Source organism: Pseudobutyrivibrio sp., assembly GCF_017471675.1.
Classification (GTDB): domain Bacteria; phylum Bacillota; class Clostridia; order Lachnospirales; family Lachnospiraceae; genus Pseudobutyrivibrio.
The window spans coordinates 1-18,855 of the sequence record NZ_JAFUSK010000063.1 but is presented as its reverse complement, the minus strand read 5'-3'; the positions used below and the strand labels follow the sequence as shown (position 1 = coordinate 18,855).

The window sequence follows — 18,855 nt, the reverse complement described above, 5'->3', positions numbered from 1 at the left end:
TTGTAGGGGGAAGGTGTCGACGCAGTCGACGGATGAGGGTAATAAAATTTTACTTATGCCTGGTCTGGCCCATGTCCACTATTTCCATAAGGTTCAATATCATCAATTGAACTCATATCATCATCAGATAATTCAAAATCAAATACATTAGCATTTTCTATGATACGAGTCTCATTAACAGACTTTGGAAGAGGTATTATACCATGCTGAATGTCCCAACGAAGGATTATTTGAGCTACAGATCTTCCGTATTTTTCAGCTAAGTTTTCAAGTAAAGGATGGTTTAATGAAAGACCGCGTCCGAGAGGGCTCCATGCTTCTACAACTATTCCATGGTCGTTGCAGTAGTCTACAGTTTCTTTTTGCAAGAATCCAGGGTTAACTTCAATTTGATCTACCGCAGGTGTTACGTCCATATCTATAATAGTATCCAAGTGATATGTAAGGAAGTTTGATACGCCGATTGCCTTAACACGGCCAGATTTATAAATTTCTGTCATGGCTTTCCAGGTGTCTCGGTTAGTGTTTTTCCAATCATCATCAAAAGCGTAGGATGCTGGCCAATGAACTAAATACAAATCCAGATAATCCAGTTGCATTTCATTCATAGTCTTTTCAAAGGCAGCAAGAGTTTTGTCGTAGCCAAGCTCTGTTTTCCAAGCCTTGCTGGTAACAAAGATATCCTCGCGTTTTGTGTGAGTCTCTTCCATAAAATCCTTTATGGCATTAGCAACATATTTTTCATTTTCATAAAAAGCAGCAGTATCAATATGGCGATAGCCGTTTTTAAGAGCAAGTCTGACAGAATTGTAGGCTTCATCTTTATCTTTGATTTTGTAAGTTCCGTATCCAAACATAGGAATAGCGGTGCCATTGTTTAGGTTAATTCTTGTTGTAAGTGATTCCATAGCCTTCTCCTTCATAGTTTATAAGGCAATTATATGTATTTTAAAGGTGAATTACAATTTGAAATGTAATAAAATATAAATGTTGTAAAAAAAGATAAATAGGGAGAACAAAAATGTATATTGTTGATGATGGAATTAAACTAAACGCAATTTTGGATATGCCAGAAGGGGGAGCAAAAAAGTGTCCACTCTGTCTTGTATTTCACGGCTTTACAGGACATATTGAGGAAGACCATATCGTAGCCGTAGCAAAGGGACTTAACGAAATCGGAGTTGCTACACTTCGTGTAGATTTATTTGGTCACGGCAAGAGCGAGGGAGAGTTCAGAGAGCACAATCTTTACAAGTGGCTCAATAACATCCTTGCAGTAGTTGATTATGCAAAGAAGCTTGACTTCGTTACAGACCTCTACATCTGCGGACATTCACAGGGCGGTCTTGCAGTTACACTGGCTGCCGCAATGGAAAGAGATACAATCAAGGCTCTTATGCCACTTTCACCTGCATACGTTATTATTGACGGTGCAAAGGCCGGCATGCTTTTAGGTCAGCCATTCGACCCAGAGCATATTCCAGATGAATTAGTATCATGGGATGGTCGTACACTTAACGGTAACTATATTAGAGTAGCACAGTCAATCGACTTAGATGCAGCCATGAAGAAATTCACAGGCCCTGTACTTATCGTTCACGGTGATGCGGATGATACTGTACCTGTTGAATTTGCTATTGATGCATCAAAAAAATTTGCTAATTGCAAGTTAGAGCTTATAAAGGATGATGATCACTGTTATGGCAAGCACATGGATCTTATGGTAAAGGCTGTTCAGGAATTTGTGAGAAAATTAATCTAGTGTTTCTTTATATTCTGTGCCCCATTGTTCCATAGCTTTAATGATGGGGCGCATAGATTCACCTAGTTCTGAAAGAGAATACTCTACTCTAGGTGGCACCTCTGGATAAACAGTTCTTGTTATTATTCCATCTTCTTCCATAGAACGAAGAGAATCGGTGAGTACCTTTTGACTGATTCCCTCTAAATTATTCTTTAATTCATTAAATCTCCAAGGACGAACAAGGAGATTTCTAATAATAAGTAATTTCCATTTACTACCAATTAAACCAACTGTAGTGGCAACTGGACATTCTGGTAGTTCGGCCTTTGTTTTCATAATGGTTAAGCTCCTTTCTAAATATAGATTTAATATAACATTAAAATAATATTTCGTCGATGGGTTACAAAAAGGTAACTAGGTAATAAAAAAGTGCGTACTTTTTTAAATAAAAGGATGATGATAAAGTTTAATCACTGAAGGCGATAAGCCTTAAAAAAAGAGTAGGAGGTAAATTCAAATGGCATTATCAAATCTTAACGGTTGGGTTAATGGAATGGCTACACAGGCCGCAGCTTGCGGTACAGCTTGTGGAGCTGGTGATGAAAAGCCTGATGAGAAGCCAGCAGCTTGTGGAACAGCTTGTGGCGCAGGTGATAAGTAATTATCCAATTAGAGTTTTGACAAGTGGCCTCCAGTTGCATAGCTGGAGGTCATCTCTTAGGAGGTAAAGGAACGTGAAACCTTATTTTTCATTTCAATGGCACATAACAGATGAATGTGATCAAAGATGTAAGCATTGTTATATATATTCAAGTGGTGAACATACCTGCATTGATTCCATGAATTGGGAGCAGATGGAGCACACTTTTTATAATTGCATAGATTTTTGTAACGTGTATGGAAGAACTCCATATTTTTATATAACGGGTGGAGATCCAATTTTGCACCCGGATTTTTGGAAACTTTTAGAATTAATTCATAAGCATGATATAAAGTTTACTATTTTAGGAAATCCTTTTCACTTAACTGATGATGTATGTAAAAAACTTAAATTAGCAGGATGTGAAAAGTATCAGATGTCTCTAGATGGCCTTCGTGAAACTCATGATTGGTTTAGAAAGCCAGGCTCATTTGATTGTACATTAGAAAAAGTAGATTGCCTAAATAAATCGGGAATTAGAAGTATCATCATGACAACAGTATCAAAGACAAATATTAATGAGGTTCCTGGGATTATTGATGAAGTAGTAAAGGCTGGAGTAAATGTTTTTGCTTTTGCTAGATATGTTCCAAGCGGTGGAGATTTAGATGCTTCCTTGACATCGGAAGAGTATCGAGAACTGTTAGCAACCTGTGATAAAAAATATAAGGCTTATAAAGCTAAAGGCTGTGATACATTTTTTAATAAAAAGGATCATCTTTGGACTTTGTATGAATATGAAATAGGAGAATTTCATATTCCGGATAATATAGATCCGGATATGATTTATGGCGGCTGTAATTGTGGAAATTGTCATATTACCATTCTGCCAACTGGAGATATATATGCATGCAGAAGAGTTGCCAATAGCAAAGTTGGAAATGTATTTGTTGATAAAATATCGGATTTATGGGAAACAAAGTTTGAAGATTATCGTATATACGAAAAGTTTGAGAAATGTAATAAGTGCAAGCTTAAGCCATGGTGTAGAGGATGTCCGGCGGTAGCAAATGGAACACATGGAAGCTTTTATGCAGATGATCCACAGTGTTGGTTAGATAAGAGCTCATGTAAATCAGAACTACTAATCCTTGACTGAGTATTTTCGTAGTTATTGATAGGAGAGACAAATGAAAGCAGTAGTAATAAATGATGTTACCTCATCAGATAATATGGAATTGGTCGATGTGGAAGTACCTAAAGTAATACCTGGATGGGTTCTTGTGAAAATCAAAGCTTTTGGCTTGAATCATTCCGAGCAAATTCTTCGTTTAAATGAGATAAAATATGATTATATAAAGAAGCCTATCATACCAGGAATAGAATGTGTGGGAGAAATTGTTGATGCATCTGACACAGACTTTAAGAGTGGTCAAAAAGTAATAGCGATGATGGGTGGAATGGGAAGAAGTTTTAATGGAAGTTATGCTGAATATGCGTTGCTTCCTGCTCATCATGTTTTTGCTATTGAAAGCAATTTAAAATGGGAGCAGCTTGCGGTTATTCCAGAGACATACTATACAGCCTGGGGTTCTCTTTTTGAATCTTTGAATCTGAAATATGAAGATACACTTCTAATTAGAGGTGCAAGCTGTGCATTAGGACGAGCTGCTATACAGTTGGCCAAGGCTGTGGGATGCAAGGTGATAGCCACAACTCATAAAGAAAAATATATATCCGACCTATCTGAAGCAGATCAGGTAATAATAGATGATGGCAAGTTGACTAAAAAAATATGTGGAGTGACGAAGGCTCTGGATTTAGTTGGACCAAGAAATTTAACTGACACACTTACAGCAGTGGAAAAAGGTGCATTAGTTTGTCAGACAGGAATATTGGGTGGAGTATACTCTTTAAATGGATTTGATCCTATAAAGGATATTCCAAATAGAGTGTATCTTACTGGCTTTTATTCTAATTATCCTACACAAGAAATAGTTGATGATATGTTTAGGTTTATCAATGTGCATCAAATTGCTCCTAAATATGGTCCGGTTTTTAAATTTGATGATATTAAAAGTGCAATAAAAGCACAGGATTCAGGTGGTGTAGATGGAAAGATTGTTGTTACAATGTAAATAAGGGGTGTGTAACCATGAGTAAGATTTTACAATTTAGAGAAAAGAATTTTGATGACAAAATCAAGCAGCTTAAGGATGAGATTGCATGTGCTGATGCCGTGGTAATTGGCGCTGGTGCGGGAATGTCTACTGCAGCTGGATTTATCTATACTGGAGAACGCTTTGATAAGTATTTCTTTGACTATTCAAAAAAATATGGTTTTGTAGATATGTATACAGGGGGCTTTTATCCATTTGAAAAGACAGAAATATTCTGGGCATATTGGGCTAGATACATTTATATTAATAGATATATGGATCCGCCTAAAGATACTTATCACAAGCTTTTTGATATAATTAGAGCTAAGGACTATTTTGTAATCACTACTAATGTAGACCATTGTTTTCAGAAAGCAGGTTTTGATAAAAAAAGGTTATTTTACACACAGGGAGATTATGGATTATTCCAGAGTGTCAATCCTGCTATTAGACGGACTTTTGATAACAAACAGTGGGTAATGGAGGCAATGGAAGCACAGGGGTTTGTAAAGAATTCAAGTGGCATTTTTACTGTTCCATCCGACCAAAGTATTACGATGTCAATTCCATCAGAATTAATACCTAAATGTCCTATAGATGGCAGTCCTATGACGACAAATCTTAGGGCGGATAATAAATTTGTAGAGGATGAGGGATGGCACAGGGCAGCCAATGCTTATACAGAGTTCTTAAGGAATCATAATGAGCAACATGTGCTTTTTTTAGAATTAGGAGTAGGAAGCAACACGCCTGGCATAATTAAATATCCATTTTGGGATATGACAGCCGAAAATAAAAAAGCTGTTTATGGTTGTATAAATTTTGGAGAGGCCTATTGTCCTAAAGAAATAGAAAATCAGAGTATTTGCATTGATGGTGACATTGATGAAGTCATTGATATGCTGAAATAACTGGAGGGGATTATGAATCAAAATGAACGAAGATTGTGGCTTATAAATGAGCTGATGAAGGAGGATGATTATTATCGTAATTACGATATTCCATCAGATGAGAAGGGGCAAAAAGATTTCCTTCGAGCACTTATGAATGTAAGGGAGCCCAAAGATATTAGTGAAGAGTTTCTTGAGATTCAGGATGAATATTTAGGTGAAGATAATGCAACCCATGGGTATGTTTCAATAGATGAATTGAAGCCTGTTGAATCAAATCCAAATCTTTATATCTGGCAGGGAGACATTACCAGATTAAAGGTAGATGCCATCGTAAACGCGGCAAATTCACAGCTGTGCGGATGTTTTCAGCCACTTCATAATTGCATCGATAATATTATACATTCGAAATCGGGTATGCAGTTACGCCAGAAGTGTTTTCAGATAATGCAGAAGCAAGGACATCCTGAGCCAACAGGCCAAGCGAAGATAACTCTGGCATATAATTTACCATGCGAGTATATATTGCATACAGTGGGTCCTATAGTCGATGGGCCACTAACAGAGGAACATGAAGAATTATTGGCATCCTGCTATAAGTCATGCTTAGATCTTGCAGAAGAGAATGGCGTAAAGAGTATTGCTTTATGTTGCATTTCTACCGGTGTTTTCATGTTCCCAAATCAGAGAGCTGCTGAAATTGCTGTGGAGACGGTTAGAAATTGGCTTGATGAGACTGGTAGTCAGATGAAGGTTGTTTTCAATGTATATAAGGATATTGATTTGAAGATATATGAAAAACTCTTAAATGGTTAAGCTGGAAGGAGTTTTTTATGATGAATTAGAATTAAGTAAATTACATGATCCATCATCACCTTTTTTAATTGGCAATTACATGGAGGGTGATAAGATTCACGATGTACCGCAGAAATCATGGATAGATAGACAGTTGACGCTGTCACTATAGCTTGGAGGAAGACTGTAAACCATGTGGAGCAGAGAATGGCGAGCTCATTTTTTATTAATGTCTTTTTCTGTATTCAGATGGAGTGAGACCATATTTGTCTAGGAACAGCTTGTTGAAAAAGCTTCTGTTACTGTAGCCTAAATCGTTGCATATGTCGGTGATTTTATCTGATGTATTTTCTAGGCGTACTGCAGCCAGTTCTAGTAAATAATTTCTGCAAAATTCGGACAAGGTTACCCCAGTTCGTCTTTTTATTATTCTGTTTATATAGTCCGCATTGTAGCCAAGCTCCTGCTCTAAAAAGGCATTATTAAAGTTGACAGGATTTTCTTGTAGTATATTTCCAACTTTATAAAGAATGACGTCCTCGTTGGAAAGCTTGGCCCAGTTTATATTAATATCAAATCTGTTCTTATCTTCAAGCATTTCGATAAACTGGCAGAAGAATGCTTTCATCTGATAGCTCTTCCCAGCCCTTGAACTTCTGATTGTAAGTATCATATCGTTTAAAAGCTTAAAGTAATCATTGGAATCAAAATCATGGTTAATCCTAAATTCAATATATTCCTTTGCGTCGAAGAAATGGTTCTTGGCATTATCCTTAAACAGCTTGTAAAAGAAGGTATTTCTAGCGGTATGATTTCCTGATGTATCATAGACTAAATCACCCTCCAACAATGATTTAAGATATTCCTCTGTTAGCATGAATAACACAATTTCATAATTTGCATTTTCTATTTCTGCAATTTCTTTATGTCTGATGTTCTTATTGCATATACAGCAATCACCAGGACGATAGGTGCGTTTTTCATTTTCAATCTGTAATGTTAACTCCCCAGATAATACAATGGTTAATTCGTAGAAATTGTGATAGTGAAGGGGACGTGGACCATAGGATAGCATGTACTCGTAGGAATTGTTTATGATATTTTGATTGGTTTCCGTAAACTCGGTATATATAGCATGATTGTTAAAGCTATTTATTGATTCATACATAATCATGTAAGGCATTCCTATTTCCACAGATTCAGAATATTTGCTTCCCCAATTTTTATAAGTCAAAAATGTATTAGAAATAGAGAAAGTTTCTGTGAAAATATTTGATTCCGTTATACTTGAAGTCGGATTTGGATACATAATTGCAATAACCTTTCGTTTCACGACATTTAATAGAGCTTTAACTGATTATATACTGTGATTATGAAACATATCAATATTTTTTTGAGAAGGAGATACGTTATGGAGGGTAATTTAGAAAAGAAACAGTATTTGAAATGGTATCAAAAGATTGCATATGGCTCTGGCGATTTAGCTGCCAATTGTGCTTATGGATTAATCGGAAGCTTTTTGATGCTCTACCTCACCAATATAGTGGGGATGAATTCTGGTATCGTTGGAACATTAATGTTAGTCGCAAGACTTTTTGATGGTGTTAGTGACGTTTTCTTTGGCACATTGGTAGATAGAACACATACTAAAATGGGAAAAGCAAGACCATGGATGTTTGGTGCTCAATTTGGTGTGTCAATTTTGCTGATAATGCTATTTTCTATCCCAGCATTGTCTGATGGAGCGCAATATGCATATTTCTTTGTTGTCTACGTCGCTTTAAATGGTGTGTTCTATACAGCTAATAATATTGCATACGCCTCACTTACATCATTAATTACTAGAAATCCAAATGAGCGAGTGCAAATTGGTTCTATCAGATTTATGTTTTCCTTGGGAACAAATCTCTTTATAGCTTATAAGACTCTAGGTTTTGTTGAATCCTTCGGAGGTGGAGCAACAGGCTGGAGAACAGTAGCTATTATATATGCACTTATTGCAGTAGTTGTAAATACTATCAGCTGCTTAATGGTTAAAGAGCTTCCCGAAGAAGAAGCTGACAAAAAAGTGGTAAAAGAGGAAAAGAATAGTATAGTAGATTCCTTCAAATATCTTCTTACAAATAAATACTATTTGATGATTTTAGGTGTGTATATAATCACATATTGCTCAATGTCAATTATGAATACTGCAGGTGTTTATTTCTGTACTTATGTGCTGGGTGATGCAGGTACTTATGGTAATTTTTCAATGGCATCTATGCTGCCATCAGTTGTGGGATTATTCTTTGTTCCAGCAATAGTTAAGAAGTTTGGTATCTATAAAACAAACTTGGTGGGAGTTGGACTTTCTGTTATTACGGCAGGAGTAGTAGTGTTTGCAGGATATAATAAGATTATCCCGCTGATGCTTATATTCATAGTACTTAAGGGGTTATTTAGTTCACCACTTCTTGGTGATTTGAATGCGATTATTTCTGATGCAGCAACCTACACCTTCAAAAAGGATGGTGTACATATTGACGGAACAATGTTTTCATGCTCATCAATGGGTATGAAGGTTGGTGCAGGTATAGGAACTGCTGTTGCGGGCTGGTTGCTTGCATGGGGACAGTATGATGGTGCTGCTGAAATTCAGCCAGATAGCGCTCTTTCAGTGATAACACTAATGTATGTATTGGTCCCATTTGTATTCTTGATTGCTGAATTTATCGTAGTTGCTTTCTTAAATGTTGAGAAGGCTAATGCAGAATTTGGAAAATGAATTGATGGAGGAATAGAATAATGCTTATTTATGTTAATTGTAATACACCAAAGGATGGCAATGGTTCAAAGGAATCACCATTTAAAAGAATCAATGATGCAGCGCAGATAGCGCGTCCTGGAGACGAAATAATTGTTGCACCAGGAATTTATAGGGAGCATGTGAAGCCAAAATATGCTGGAGAAGAAAATAATAGAATAGTTTATAGAAGTGAAGAACCTCTTGGAGCACACATCACAGGTGCTGAGATAGTGACAGTATGGGAGCATTATAAGGATAACGTCTGGATGTGTAAAATTAATAATAGTGTATTTAACGATTACAATCCATACACCACAATCGTTGGAGGAGACTGGTATTTTAATCCAGTAAAAAGACATACTGGGGCGGTATATCTTGATGACAGACAATTATATGAGACAGAGACTTTAGAGGAATGTATCAAGGGGGAGTTTTATGATTGTTCGTGGGAAAGAGAATGGTCTGTTTATAAGTGGTATACTGAGCAACAGGATGGCAAGACCGTAATTTATGCAAATTTCCAAGGGAAAAATCCTAATGAAGAGAAGGTAGATATTAATGTGAGAAGGAATTGCTTCATGCCTACTGAGAATGAAGTTAATTATATTACTGTCAGCGGATTTTTTATGGATAAGGCAGCCACAACCTGGGCTCCTCCAGCAGCTTATCAGGATGGATTAATTGGCCCTCATTGGGCCAAGGGCTGGATTATTGAAGACTGTGAAATAAGTAATAGTAAGTGCTGTGGAATTTCACTTGGAAAGTATTATGACCCGGAGAATGACCATTATTTTACTAATAAGCATGTAAAAAGCCCTACCCAAATGGAAAGAGATGCAGTTTGCAGAGGACAGTATCATGGCTGGGTGAAAGAAAGAATAGGCGGCCATATAGTAAGAAGATGTCATATCCATCACTGTGAGCAGACTGGTATTGTTGGCCGTCAAGGCTGTGTTTTCTCATTAATTGAGGATAATCATATACACAACATAAATAATATGCAACAATTAGGTGGGGCAGAAATAGCAGGTATAAAATTACATGCTGCCATTGATGTGGTCATCAGGAGAAATCATATACATCATTCAACTATGGGTATTTGGTGTGATTGGGAGGCACAAGGAACCAGAATTACTCAAAATCTATTCCATGATAATCATGCCCCATCCGAGGATACAAAGACTCCTCTTGGAGCAATGCAGTCACAGGATATTTTTATCGAGGTTGGTCATGGTCCAACTTTAATTGACAATAATATTTGTCTATCAAAGGTTTCCTGCAGACTTGCAACTGAAGGAGTAGCTCTTGTGCATAATTTGTTCCTAGGAGCACTTACATCTATTGGAAGTGGTACAGATATTATGATGCCAAACGGTGTTCTTAATGTAAGATATACTCCATACCATATCAAGCATAGAACAGAGGTAGCTGGTTTTATGACAATCCTTCACGGAGACGACAGAATATATAATAATATCTTTGTACAATATAGTCCTGTAAAAGAGCCTGAGGTTAAAGAAGACATGGGATTTTTGATGAGTGACAATCAGATTGCTGGAACATCAGTTTTTGATGAATACCCTACATATGATGAGTGGGTTAAGCCTTTTGATTTGGAAGGCGAAGCCGATATGTTCAAAATGCAGGAAGCACACATGAATCACCTTCCAGTATGGATTGATGGAAACGCGTACCTTTCTGGCGCAAAGCAGTGGAAAAATGAGAAGCTATTCTTTAGTGATGATGGAGAGGTATCCATTGAGTTAAGTGAAAATAATGGACAATACTCGCTTAAAACAAATATTTATGACATTATAAAGGGCTTTAATGTGAATATCATTAATAGCGACATATTGGGTGAGGCCTTCGAGCCAGAGCAGCGATTTGAAAATCCTGATGGAAGTAGTATCGTATTCGATTATGATTTTCTTGGAAATCATAGAGCATTGTCTACTATCCCAGGACCATTTAGCATAGGAAGCAATGAGATTAAAATCCCAAAAATTCAATAAGTGTTTGATAAAATTCTTCTAATGGTTCTTTACAGTCGTTTCTGAACCATTCAATAATTCCATTTAGGCTGGCGCCAGACGCAAAATATAAGTAGTATCGTTTTACTGATTTGTGCGGAATGTCGCCGCCTAAATCTATATTTGCTTCATTAAACATGGTCTGAACCAATCCCATAAATCCAATGGAATCTAATAACAAAAATTCTGATTTATATTTGTAAAGAACCTTTAGAAATACATATCCATATTCCTTAGACCAAAAAGTACAATCTTCTGGAAGCTGGGATTTAATTTCCTGAAAAACTGATTCAAGGAAATAAATGATAATATCGTTTTTACTATCGAAATTGCGATAGTAGGACATTCTGGATACAGAAGCATTATTGGCAATCATGGAAACTGATATTTTATCATTTTGATATTTTTTCAATAATTCAAAATAGCTGTTAACAATAGAATGTTTTACTCTTAGATTTTCTTCTTTTCTTTTATCCATTGAAATCCCCATTATGATTATTTTAATGTGTTACATTTTTTGCAAATTTGCTACAGGGTGGCATCTTGTTATCTGATAAATACTTGATATGATATTAATACAACCTGTTACAACTTGCAACATATTTATGCTGGCGAATCTAAAGTGTTGTAAGAGTTTTGATTTAAGGAAAGGATTGGTAAGTAATGAAAACGAAAATAGTTCTTAATTCTGAAGAAGCATTGTTAGAACCTTCAGCCATTATGGGAAATGAAGAAGGTATTTATTTTACTTTTATGAGCGATTTAGGAGTAATTGCAAATGTACTTCCTGAACCTTTAGAAGTAGCATCTCCTCTAGTATCAGGGTATATAGTTGAAATAAAGAATGCTTCATTTGGTGAAAGATATATGGAGGCTATGCTAGGAGTATATGTGAAGCTGAATGGTAAAGTTGGAATGTATCCTGTTACATTTCTATTAAGTGGACCAGGGGCTGAAATGGCCACATATTTAGGACGAGAAAAAACTGGTCTTTCTAAGAAGATATGTGAGAACGAGGATGACATCTCAATAAAGAGAGATGGAGATGTTTTGCGGGGCATGGTTAAGAGAAAAGGTGCTTTGCTTTTAGATGTTTCTATTAAGCTTGGTGAATATAATAATCCAGCTGTGGGAGACATTTATAATAATCCCACTGCTGGTAAGAAAACTGGCGGCACTAGTTTTTATTTTCACACAGTGCTAGAACCTGATGAAAATGGAAAAGCCATTTATAAAAAAGTCAATTTAATCTCTAACGAGGCGGAATATGCATATCACAAATGGGAGCCAGGCAAGGTATCTGTTAGATTATATTCCAGTGAAAATGATGCATGGGGAGAGTTTCCTGTATTTGAAAACATGGGTGGAGCTTATAGTGTAAATGACTTAGAAATGAAAGATTTGTATATTGTTGGGAATCCAGACCCCAAGAAAGTTATTCCAAAATTGATGAGTACTCGTTTTGACAAGGTAGCATTGCTAAAAGGAGAAAGATAATCATGAAAATAAATACTACTGCTAAAATCGGTAACTTAGAAATAAAAAATAGACTGATTATGACAGCTATGGGTGTAGGCTTGGGAAATCATGAAGGTGAAGCGACAGAAGACTTTATTGCCTTTTATGCAAGACGTGCTAAAGGTGGCTGTGGTCTTATAATCACTGAAATCACAAGGGTATGTGAAGGTCATGGAATAGGAGAGTATGACCAGCTATCTTTATCAACGGATGATAATATTCCATCATTTACAAAGCTTGCTGAAGAAATCCATAAATATGGCTCAAAAATTTTTGTTCAGTTACATCATCCAGGAAGAGAAACATACACTCAGCTTACAGGAACAGAGGAGTTAGTATCGGCATCAGCTATTCCATCAGTTGCTGCACCTCAACCAACAAGGTCGTTAACCATTGAAGAGATACATGAACTTGTGGAACAATTTGGAGATGCTGCGCTTAGAGCAAAGAAAGCTAATGTAGATGGCGTGGAAATTCATGGTGCTCATGGATATTTAATACAACAATTTTTGAGTGCAAATGATAATAAAAGAACAGATGAGTATGGTGGTTCAGCGGAAAACAGAAGAAGATTTTTGCTAGAGATTATAGAAAATATTAAAGAAAAATGTGGTGAATATTATCCTATTTCAGTGAGACTATCCAGCAGCGAATTTCTTGATAATGTGGGAATTACATCGGGGATTACAGTTGAAGAGACGATAGAAACAGCTAAAGCAGTCGAAAATGCAGGTGTTTCGCTATTGAATATTTCCGCAGGAACCTATGCTACTGGTTTTACTATAGTTGAACCTACATCTTATGAGCAAGGATGGAAAATCCCGTTTGCTACAGAAATACGAAACAATGTAAATATTCCAGTAGCAGCCACTGGTGTAATTAGAGAAGCTGGCTTCGCAAATAAACTAATTGAGGAAGATAAGGTTGATTTTGTTGCGTTAGGTCGCCCATGGTTATGTGATCCTGATTTTGGTAACAAAGCATTATCAGGAAATGATGATGATATAAGAAAATGCATGAGCTGCGTTTATTGTTTTGATACTGCTGGAGAAAGTTTGGTAACAGGCGGTGCCCATGCAAAATGCGCTGTAAATCCAGAAATGGGAAATGAAACCGTATATACGAAGCTTCAAAAGAATGGAAATGGGAAAAAAGCTGTGGTTGTTGGAGCTGGACCAGGAGGATTAGAAGCAGCTATAATTTTGGCTGAACGAAACTATGATGTAACCATATTTGAAAAAAACGATTATCTTGGAGGTCAGTTGTATTTAGCTTCACTTCCTCCTCATAAGCAAAAAATGAGATACTTTATCGTATATGCTGCAAAAAAACTTAAAGATTATGGAGTAGATTTACGTTTGAACACAACTGTTTCAGCTGAAGAAATTAGAGCATTGAATCCTTATGTAACAATTATTGCCACTGGTTCAGAACCAATTAGGCCGAGTAAAATCCCAGGTATTAATAATGACAATGTATATACGCCCGTTGAAATACTTAAGGGAGAAGTCACATTGGCAAATCAACGTGTAATTGTGGTTGGCTCTGGATTAACAGGAATGGAAACGGCCATAGCACTTCAAACTGCTGGAAATGAAGTTTCGATTGTAGAAATGCAAGATGTATGCGGATCAGGTGGAGGGCAAACGGTTATTATGGATGAGCGTGGTACATTAGCAAAGCTTGGAGTATGTACTATGCCAGGGCATCGATTATTGGAGATTCGTTCTGATGCAGTAATTGTTGCTGACAACGCTGACATTGAAGTAGAGATACCGTGTGATAGTGTAGTAATTTCTCTTGGTGTGAAATCGGTAAACAGCTATGAGGATTTATTAAATGATTTGAGCAATGTATTTGTAATAGGAGATGCGAAATGTGCTGGTAGACGTATAGGAGATGCAGTTCATGAAGCATATAAAATAGCATATAGGATTTAAAGGAGGTGTAGTATGCGCTACGAAGGAAATATGTATAGGCCACCTAGTGAATGGCAAAGCTATTTGCTTCAGGTAACAATAGGATGTTCACATAACGCCTGTACATTCTGCGGAATGTTTAAGGATAAAAAGTATAGGGTTCGCCCTCTTTCTGAAGTACTTGAAGATATTGATATGGCAAAGAAATACTACGGTAGCCTTGATCAAATATTTTTATGTGATGGGGATGCAATCTCAGTAGATACATCTGACTTATTAAAAATTCTTCACAAGATAAAACGAGTATTTCCAGAGGTTAAGGAGATTGCTACTTATGCAAGTGCAAAAGGAATACTAGCAAAAAGCAAAGAAGAGTTATTACTTTTGAAGGATGCAGGCCTTACAAAAGCATATCTTGGCGTTGAAACAGGGGATGAAAAGGTTTTGACAGACACGCATAAGGGCGTGAATGTCATGCAGATGACAGATGCTGGCAAGGCAATAGTGGAAACAGGGATTGATTTATATGCAATAATCTTGATTGGACTGGCAGGACAAGAACGCTCGAAAGATAATGCTATTTCTACTGCTAAAATTATAAATGAAATAAAACCACAAAATCTTGCTGCTATGACATATATGCCAGTAAAAGGTACTCCTATGTACAAGGATATTTCTGATGGTAAATTTAAGGTATTGTCAGATGTCGAGTGCTTACAAGAGACAAAATGGTTAGTGGAAAAGCTTGATAAGAGACATATGTTTTTTACTAGCTCACATGCCTCTAACTATGTTCCTATAGAGGGTGATATTTATTCAGATAAGGAAAAGATAATAAATGTTTTGGATAATGCCATGCTAGGTGAATCTGCAAAGAGAGTAGAAAACTATCGAGGATTATAAAAGAATAAAAGATATATAACTAAGTCAGCATGAAGCAGTGGAGTAAGTAAAAAAAATGAAATATTACACACAGGGGTGCGAGAGATATATAGATGAATTTCAACAAAAAAGAGTTGCTATGACGATTTTTTCGTCCATAGCGACTCCCTTAACGATGCCGAATCTCGCAGTGATAAGCTGTGTGATTCAGAAGGGTGTCGCAAATATTATCCATTCTAAAGCAGGTATTCAGCTTCGTCTAAAGTGTGCAGATATTATGAAAAAGCAAGGTTATGAAGAACCTGTAGGTCAGGCAAAGAATACTCTGGCCTATAATTTACCTTGTGAATATGTTATTCATACAGTAGGGCCAGTTAAAAAATGGCTTAATACGATGAATAGTGATATGAATATAATTTTTAATGTATTTAAAGACATAGATTTAGATATTTATGATAAGATATTGATGCATTAAAAATTAGTAAAGGGATAATAGTATATGAAAAATAGATTTTTAGTAATTATGGTTTTTTCTATGCTTACAGTTCTAATCGCCTGTGGGAACAAAGAAGAATCGGTAGAATCAGATAATCAGAATATTCAGGCTAGTGATATTAAAGAATCTGAGGAGGCAGTGGAGCTTACACAGGACGAACTTAATTCATTTACGGAGTTATTTGGTACTACAGAGTACAATGGATTTTTAGTACGACCATTTAACAGTGTAAATGATATTGACTGGAGCGAAGTACTATATAACGGAGCGGGAATTAGTGCTACTGATGTTTCCGAGGAAGAAAAGGATGCTTTTTATAAGCAAGCATCCTTAGATGAAGAATGTGGCGATTTAATTGTTCTTAGGGCAGATGATATTAAGCAGTTTGTTCAGTCTCATGCTGGAGTTCAGTATGAGGATATGAAAGAGCAGATTGGCTTTGAATATGTAAAGGATTATGATTCTTATTATTCTTTACATGGAGATTCTAATTGGATGTCTTATTCTTGCATCAGCGGAAAGAAGCTAGGGGATTTGTATATAATCCAATTACATAACGATACTAACGAAGATGTAGATTGGCACGTATGGGAAACTCCTGACATCGAATTAACATTTGAAAAAAATGGTGATGTTTATAAGATGATTTCCAATGTGTGGGCCTGGGAGGTTGGCAATGATGAAGCCCAAACATTTGATATCAATGTTCCAGGGATTGATGCACCAGGTCGCTTCATTACATATCAAGGAAATCCTGAGTCTTTAGATGAAGCCAATATGATTGTCACAGTTGATGGTAAGCGCCTGTCTTGGTTTGGAAACTACTTTGGAGATAATTTTGCTAATCAGGAGCATTTTACAACAGTAAAAGCAGTTGGAATCTTTGATTTTACTGCAGATGGTGCTGATGATATTGTGGTTATAGCAGAAGGCAGTGATGGTAAGGATCATGTTGGATTGTACGAATATGGTGTTTCCTATGATGAAGCTGGCTACAATTATCTAAAGGATGCATCTGAGTGGCTAAGCAATTATTATACAGAAGAATTAAACATTCCTAATGTGAAGAGCTATCTCTTAGGCGATAATGAGGCAGCTGTCTATAATACATGGAATGATGCCTACAATCAGGTTGTCCGCATCACTAATCTTGATGGAGATTATAGCTATAATCTTATATACATAGATGAGGATGATGTGCCTGAGCTTGTAGTAGATAATTATGGTTATTATCTATATCTTTACACCTACAAGGATGGTCATGTAGTTCCTTTTGGTGATGAATTTGGCTATGGAGCAGGTGGTGTTGCTGACTATGAATATTCACCAAAGAAGAACTGCATTAGATATTGGAATAATGATTACGCTGGAATTGTTTGTTATCTTGATTTCTTATCAATTCATGATAACAAAATGGTAGAGGATTACACCTGCCAAATGGACAACTATGATGACTTAGATGGCAATGGCTACCCTTCAGAAGATGAAATGACAGAAGAAGCCCTTGCAAATGCTACGGGCGCTACCAGCTATTATGCTAATGACAAATCCTTAAGCCAGGATGCTATCGAAAAGAAAATCGAACAGCTTCAGGAGTATCAGTACGAGACCATCCATGGCAGATATGATTCTGTGGAATTCTATGATGTTTTGTATAAGAAGTAGTGAAGGCTGATGAAGTGTCCAAGTTTGTTAAATAAGTTATTGTTGAAGGATGATATTGACTAAGAATTCTTGTTGGTAACTATAGAGTTTGCGGTGTAGTTAAATATTGTAAAACCTCCTAGTGTCATTTAAAATGATTCTAGGAGGTTTTTTCTTATGAGCAAAGTGTCGTTTATATCTTTTTGTATAGAGAATTATGCTGATTACATTAAGAAACCCAGTAGTTATGTATATAAGCTATTTAAGGAGCAGGGCCTGTTAGATTTACTTAGGAATGACTATGCTGATTTACACGGTATGGGAGTAGAATATATGATAGATTTTTGCAGAAAGTATCTTGATGGAGGGAAGGCATGATACTATATCATGGAACAACTATTGAAATAAAAGAGCCTAAAATCATAAAGAGTGAAATTGGTAGAGATTTTGGTTTTGCATTTTACACTACTGATATACAAGAACAGGCAGAACGATGGGCGATTAGACGCGCAAAAATTCAAAATAGGACAGCACAAAAAAAGGTTTTACCTGTTGTGAATATATATGAATGGCAACCTAGTGATGAGTGTTCAATTAAAGAGTTTGTAGGTGCATCCCTTGAATGGTTAGACATGGTTGTAAATTGCAGAAGTGATATAAATTTCAAGCATGGATATGATATAGTTAGCGGTAAAATTGCGGATGATAATGTTGGTGAAACAGTTTCTTATGTCCTTCAAGGAATAATGAGAAAAGAAGATGCTGTTGAAAGATTAAAATTTGAAAAGATTAACAATCAAATTGCTTTTTGCTCTGAAAAGGCAATAAAATCATTAAAATTTATTAAATCATATATTGTGGAGAATTAATTATGCATGCAACTATTCGAGCAACTTTATTACCAGAGATAATAAAGATTATTCAATCTAAATATAATTGGTCAGATGAAGAAGCTATGGATAGATTTTATACATCTGCCATAGGAGAATTGTTTTCAGATGATGACTTAGGGCTGTATGGACAATCAGCGTTGTATATAGCAGGCTTGTTTTTTGAAGAGATGGAAAATAAATCGAAGGATTGAAAATTAATGACAAAGCTGTTTGATATGATTCCTAATAGTTTTTTTAATTATTTGGGAAGTGGAAGCAACAATAGAATATATGCTGAGTGTTTAATGCTGATTTATAGTGAGTATGAAAATGAAATTTCATACGTAAGTGTAGCTAGAACGGCCGTCTTGGAAAGCCCATCCCAAAATGCCATAATCCTTTCAGGAGGAAAACATTATGGTCAAAAGAAAAAATTACAACTGGAATAAAATCAGAAAAGAGTTTCAAGAGTCAGATCTTA

The 18,855-nt window shown here is 36.2% G+C and carries 20 protein-coding genes; 16 read left to right on the top strand and 4 right to left on the bottom strand.

The annotated features are described in order from the left end of the window. Positions 1-53: 53 nt before the first annotated feature. Positions 54-908 carry an aldo/keto reductase gene (locus IJ535_RS09985; RefSeq protein WP_294302085.1) on the bottom strand — a complete coding sequence of 285 codons (855 nt, stop codon included), beginning with the start codon at positions 906-908 and terminating at the stop codon, positions 54-56. 113 nt (positions 909-1,021) lie between these two features. Between IJ535_RS09985 and IJ535_RS09980 the strand changes: the two genes are divergently transcribed. Continuing rightward, a complete protein-coding gene (locus IJ535_RS09980; protein WP_294302082.1) occupies positions 1,022-1,762 on the top strand; it encodes an alpha/beta hydrolase in 741 nt (246 codons plus the stop codon). Here IJ535_RS09980 and IJ535_RS09975 read toward each other — a convergent pair. After that, positions 1,754-2,080: a winged helix-turn-helix transcriptional regulator gene (locus IJ535_RS09975; RefSeq protein ID WP_294302079.1), complete on the bottom strand. Its 327-nt coding sequence runs from the start codon at positions 2,078-2,080 to the stop codon at positions 1,754-1,756. The genes IJ535_RS09980 and IJ535_RS09975 overlap by 9 nt on opposite strands. 181 nt (positions 2,081-2,261) lie before the next feature. Between IJ535_RS09975 and acgA the strand changes: the two genes are divergently transcribed. The 5 genes from acgA (at position 2,262) to IJ535_RS09950 (ending at position 6,249) form a co-directional block, all read left to right on the top strand. Then, positions 2,262-2,405, top strand: a complete 144-nt coding sequence (acgA, locus tag IJ535_RS09970) for an ACGX-repeat peptide (protein WP_294302071.1) — start codon at positions 2,262-2,264, stop codon at positions 2,403-2,405. A gap of 73 nt (positions 2,406-2,478) precedes the next feature. Beyond that, positions 2,479-3,543 carry a radical SAM/SPASM domain protein, ACGX system gene (gene acgM, locus IJ535_RS09965; protein WP_294302068.1) on the top strand — a complete coding sequence of 355 codons (1,065 nt, stop codon included), beginning with the start codon at positions 2,479-2,481 and terminating at the stop codon, positions 3,541-3,543. 31 nt (positions 3,544-3,574) lie between these two features. After that, positions 3,575-4,522, top strand: coding sequence for an alcohol dehydrogenase catalytic domain-containing protein (locus IJ535_RS09960; RefSeq protein WP_294302065.1), 948 nt, complete (start codon positions 3,575-3,577; stop codon positions 4,520-4,522). A 17-nt stretch (positions 4,523-4,539) separates the two neighbouring features. Then, positions 4,540-5,454, top strand: coding sequence for an SIR2 family NAD-dependent protein deacylase (locus IJ535_RS09955; protein WP_294302063.1), 915 nt, complete (start codon positions 4,540-4,542; stop codon positions 5,452-5,454). Positions 5,455-5,466: 12 nt separating this feature from the next. Further along, positions 5,467-6,249, top strand: a complete 783-nt coding sequence (locus tag IJ535_RS09950) for a protein-ADP-ribose hydrolase (protein WP_294302060.1) — start codon at positions 5,467-5,469, stop codon at positions 6,247-6,249. Positions 6,250-6,454: 205 nt separating this feature from the next. Here the strand turns inward: IJ535_RS09950 and IJ535_RS09945 are convergent, their stop codons facing one another. Beyond that, entirely contained in the window at positions 6,455-7,462 is a 1,008-nt protein-coding gene (locus tag IJ535_RS09945; protein ID WP_294302058.1) for an AraC family transcriptional regulator, read from the bottom strand. Between the two features lie 177 nt (positions 7,463-7,639). Here IJ535_RS09945 and IJ535_RS09940 point away from each other — a divergent pair, with 177 nt between their 5' ends. Both IJ535_RS09940 and IJ535_RS09935 read left to right on the top strand, forming a co-directional pair. Beyond that, entirely contained in the window at positions 7,640-8,992 is a 1,353-nt protein-coding gene (locus IJ535_RS09940) for an MFS transporter (RefSeq protein WP_294302056.1), read from the top strand. Positions 8,993-9,012: 20 nt separating this feature from the next. Beyond that, the gene (locus tag IJ535_RS09935) at positions 9,013-11,025 is read left to right on the top strand and encodes a right-handed parallel beta-helix repeat-containing protein (protein WP_294302053.1); all 2,013 of its coding nucleotides are present in this window, start codon (positions 9,013-9,015) and stop codon (positions 11,023-11,025) included. Here IJ535_RS09935 and IJ535_RS09930 read toward each other — a convergent pair. Continuing rightward, positions 11,003-11,521, bottom strand: coding sequence for a TetR/AcrR family transcriptional regulator (locus IJ535_RS09930; protein ID WP_294302049.1), 519 nt, complete (start codon positions 11,519-11,521; stop codon positions 11,003-11,005). The genes IJ535_RS09935 and IJ535_RS09930 overlap by 23 nt on opposite strands. A 185-nt stretch (positions 11,522-11,706) precedes the next feature. Here IJ535_RS09930 and IJ535_RS09925 point away from each other — a divergent pair, with 185 nt between their 5' ends. The 8 genes from IJ535_RS09925 to IJ535_RS09890 all read left to right on the top strand — a co-directional run bounded on the left by IJ535_RS09925 (position 11,707) and on the right by IJ535_RS09890 (position 18,586). Next, a complete protein-coding gene (locus tag IJ535_RS09925; protein ID WP_294302046.1) occupies positions 11,707-12,540 on the top strand; it encodes an acetoacetate decarboxylase family protein in 834 nt (277 codons plus the stop codon). Positions 12,541-12,542: 2 nt separating this feature from the next. Then, positions 12,543-14,501: an oxidoreductase gene (locus IJ535_RS09920; protein ID WP_294302043.1), complete on the top strand. Its 1,959-nt coding sequence runs from the start codon at positions 12,543-12,545 to the stop codon at positions 14,499-14,501. Positions 14,502-14,513: 12 nt separating this feature from the next. Continuing rightward, positions 14,514-15,383, top strand: coding sequence for a B12-binding domain-containing radical SAM protein (locus IJ535_RS09915; protein WP_294302040.1), 870 nt, complete (start codon positions 14,514-14,516; stop codon positions 15,381-15,383). A 55-nt stretch (positions 15,384-15,438) separates the two neighbouring features. After that, positions 15,439-15,837, top strand: coding sequence for a macro domain-containing protein (locus IJ535_RS09910; RefSeq protein WP_294302039.1), 399 nt, complete (start codon positions 15,439-15,441; stop codon positions 15,835-15,837). A gap of 24 nt (positions 15,838-15,861) precedes the next feature. Beyond that, positions 15,862-17,523 carry a hypothetical protein gene (locus IJ535_RS09905; protein ID WP_294302036.1) on the top strand — a complete coding sequence of 554 codons (1,662 nt, stop codon included), beginning with the start codon at positions 15,862-15,864 and terminating at the stop codon, positions 17,521-17,523. 156 nt (positions 17,524-17,679) lie between these two features. Next, positions 17,680-17,880, top strand: coding sequence for a DUF3791 domain-containing protein (locus IJ535_RS09900; protein WP_294302032.1), 201 nt, complete (start codon positions 17,680-17,682; stop codon positions 17,878-17,880). Continuing rightward, a complete protein-coding gene (locus tag IJ535_RS09895; RefSeq protein ID WP_294302029.1) occupies positions 17,877-18,371 on the top strand; it encodes a DUF3990 domain-containing protein in 495 nt (164 codons plus the stop codon). The genes IJ535_RS09900 and IJ535_RS09895 overlap by 4 nt, the downstream gene beginning before the upstream one ends. A 2-nt stretch (positions 18,372-18,373) precedes the next feature. Beyond that, entirely contained in the window at positions 18,374-18,586 is a 213-nt protein-coding gene (locus tag IJ535_RS09890; RefSeq protein ID WP_294302026.1) for a hypothetical protein, read from the top strand. The last annotated feature ends 269 nt before the right edge of the window (positions 18,587-18,855 follow it).

Excerpts from the sequence above, each read along its gene's own strand:
- IJ535_RS09985 (WP_294302085.1), bottom strand. The coding sequence starts at position 908 with ATGGAATCACTTACAACAAGAATTAACCTAAACAATGGCACCGCTATT.
- IJ535_RS09890 (WP_294302026.1), top strand. The coding sequence starts at position 18,374 with ATGCATGCAACTATTCGAGCAACTTTATTACCAGAGATAATAAAGATT.
- IJ535_RS09960 (WP_294302065.1), top strand. The coding sequence starts at position 3,575 with ATGAAAGCAGTAGTAATAAATGATGTTACCTCATCAGATAATATGGAA.
- IJ535_RS09915 (WP_294302040.1), top strand. The coding sequence starts at position 14,514 with ATGCGCTACGAAGGAAATATGTATAGGCCACCTAGTGAATGGCAAAGC.
- IJ535_RS09925 (WP_294302046.1), top strand. The coding sequence starts at position 11,707 with ATGAAAACGAAAATAGTTCTTAATTCTGAAGAAGCATTGTTAGAACCT.
- IJ535_RS09955 (WP_294302063.1), top strand. The coding sequence starts at position 4,540 with ATGAGTAAGATTTTACAATTTAGAGAAAAGAATTTTGATGACAAAATC.
- IJ535_RS09930 (WP_294302049.1), bottom strand. The coding sequence starts at position 11,521 with ATGGATAAAAGAAAAGAAGAAAATCTAAGAGTAAAACATTCTATTGTT.
- IJ535_RS09980 (WP_294302082.1), top strand. The coding sequence starts at position 1,022 with ATGTATATTGTTGATGATGGAATTAAACTAAACGCAATTTTGGATATG.
- IJ535_RS09895 (WP_294302029.1), top strand. The coding sequence starts at position 17,877 with ATGATACTATATCATGGAACAACTATTGAAATAAAAGAGCCTAAAATC.
- IJ535_RS09935 (WP_294302053.1), top strand. The coding sequence starts at position 9,013 with ATGCTTATTTATGTTAATTGTAATACACCAAAGGATGGCAATGGTTCA.
- IJ535_RS09975 (WP_294302079.1), bottom strand. The coding sequence starts at position 2,080 with ATGAAAACAAAGGCCGAACTACCAGAATGTCCAGTTGCCACTACAGTT.
- IJ535_RS09900 (WP_294302032.1), top strand. The coding sequence starts at position 17,680 with ATGAGCAAAGTGTCGTTTATATCTTTTTGTATAGAGAATTATGCTGAT.
- IJ535_RS09920 (WP_294302043.1), top strand. The coding sequence starts at position 12,543 with ATGAAAATAAATACTACTGCTAAAATCGGTAACTTAGAAATAAAAAAT.
- IJ535_RS09910 (WP_294302039.1), top strand. The coding sequence starts at position 15,439 with ATGAAATATTACACACAGGGGTGCGAGAGATATATAGATGAATTTCAA.
- acgA (WP_294302071.1), top strand. The coding sequence starts at position 2,262 with ATGGCATTATCAAATCTTAACGGTTGGGTTAATGGAATGGCTACACAG.
- IJ535_RS09950 (WP_294302060.1), top strand. The coding sequence starts at position 5,467 with ATGAATCAAAATGAACGAAGATTGTGGCTTATAAATGAGCTGATGAAG.
- IJ535_RS09905 (WP_294302036.1), top strand. The coding sequence starts at position 15,862 with ATGAAAAATAGATTTTTAGTAATTATGGTTTTTTCTATGCTTACAGTT.
- IJ535_RS09940 (WP_294302056.1), top strand. The coding sequence starts at position 7,640 with ATGGAGGGTAATTTAGAAAAGAAACAGTATTTGAAATGGTATCAAAAG.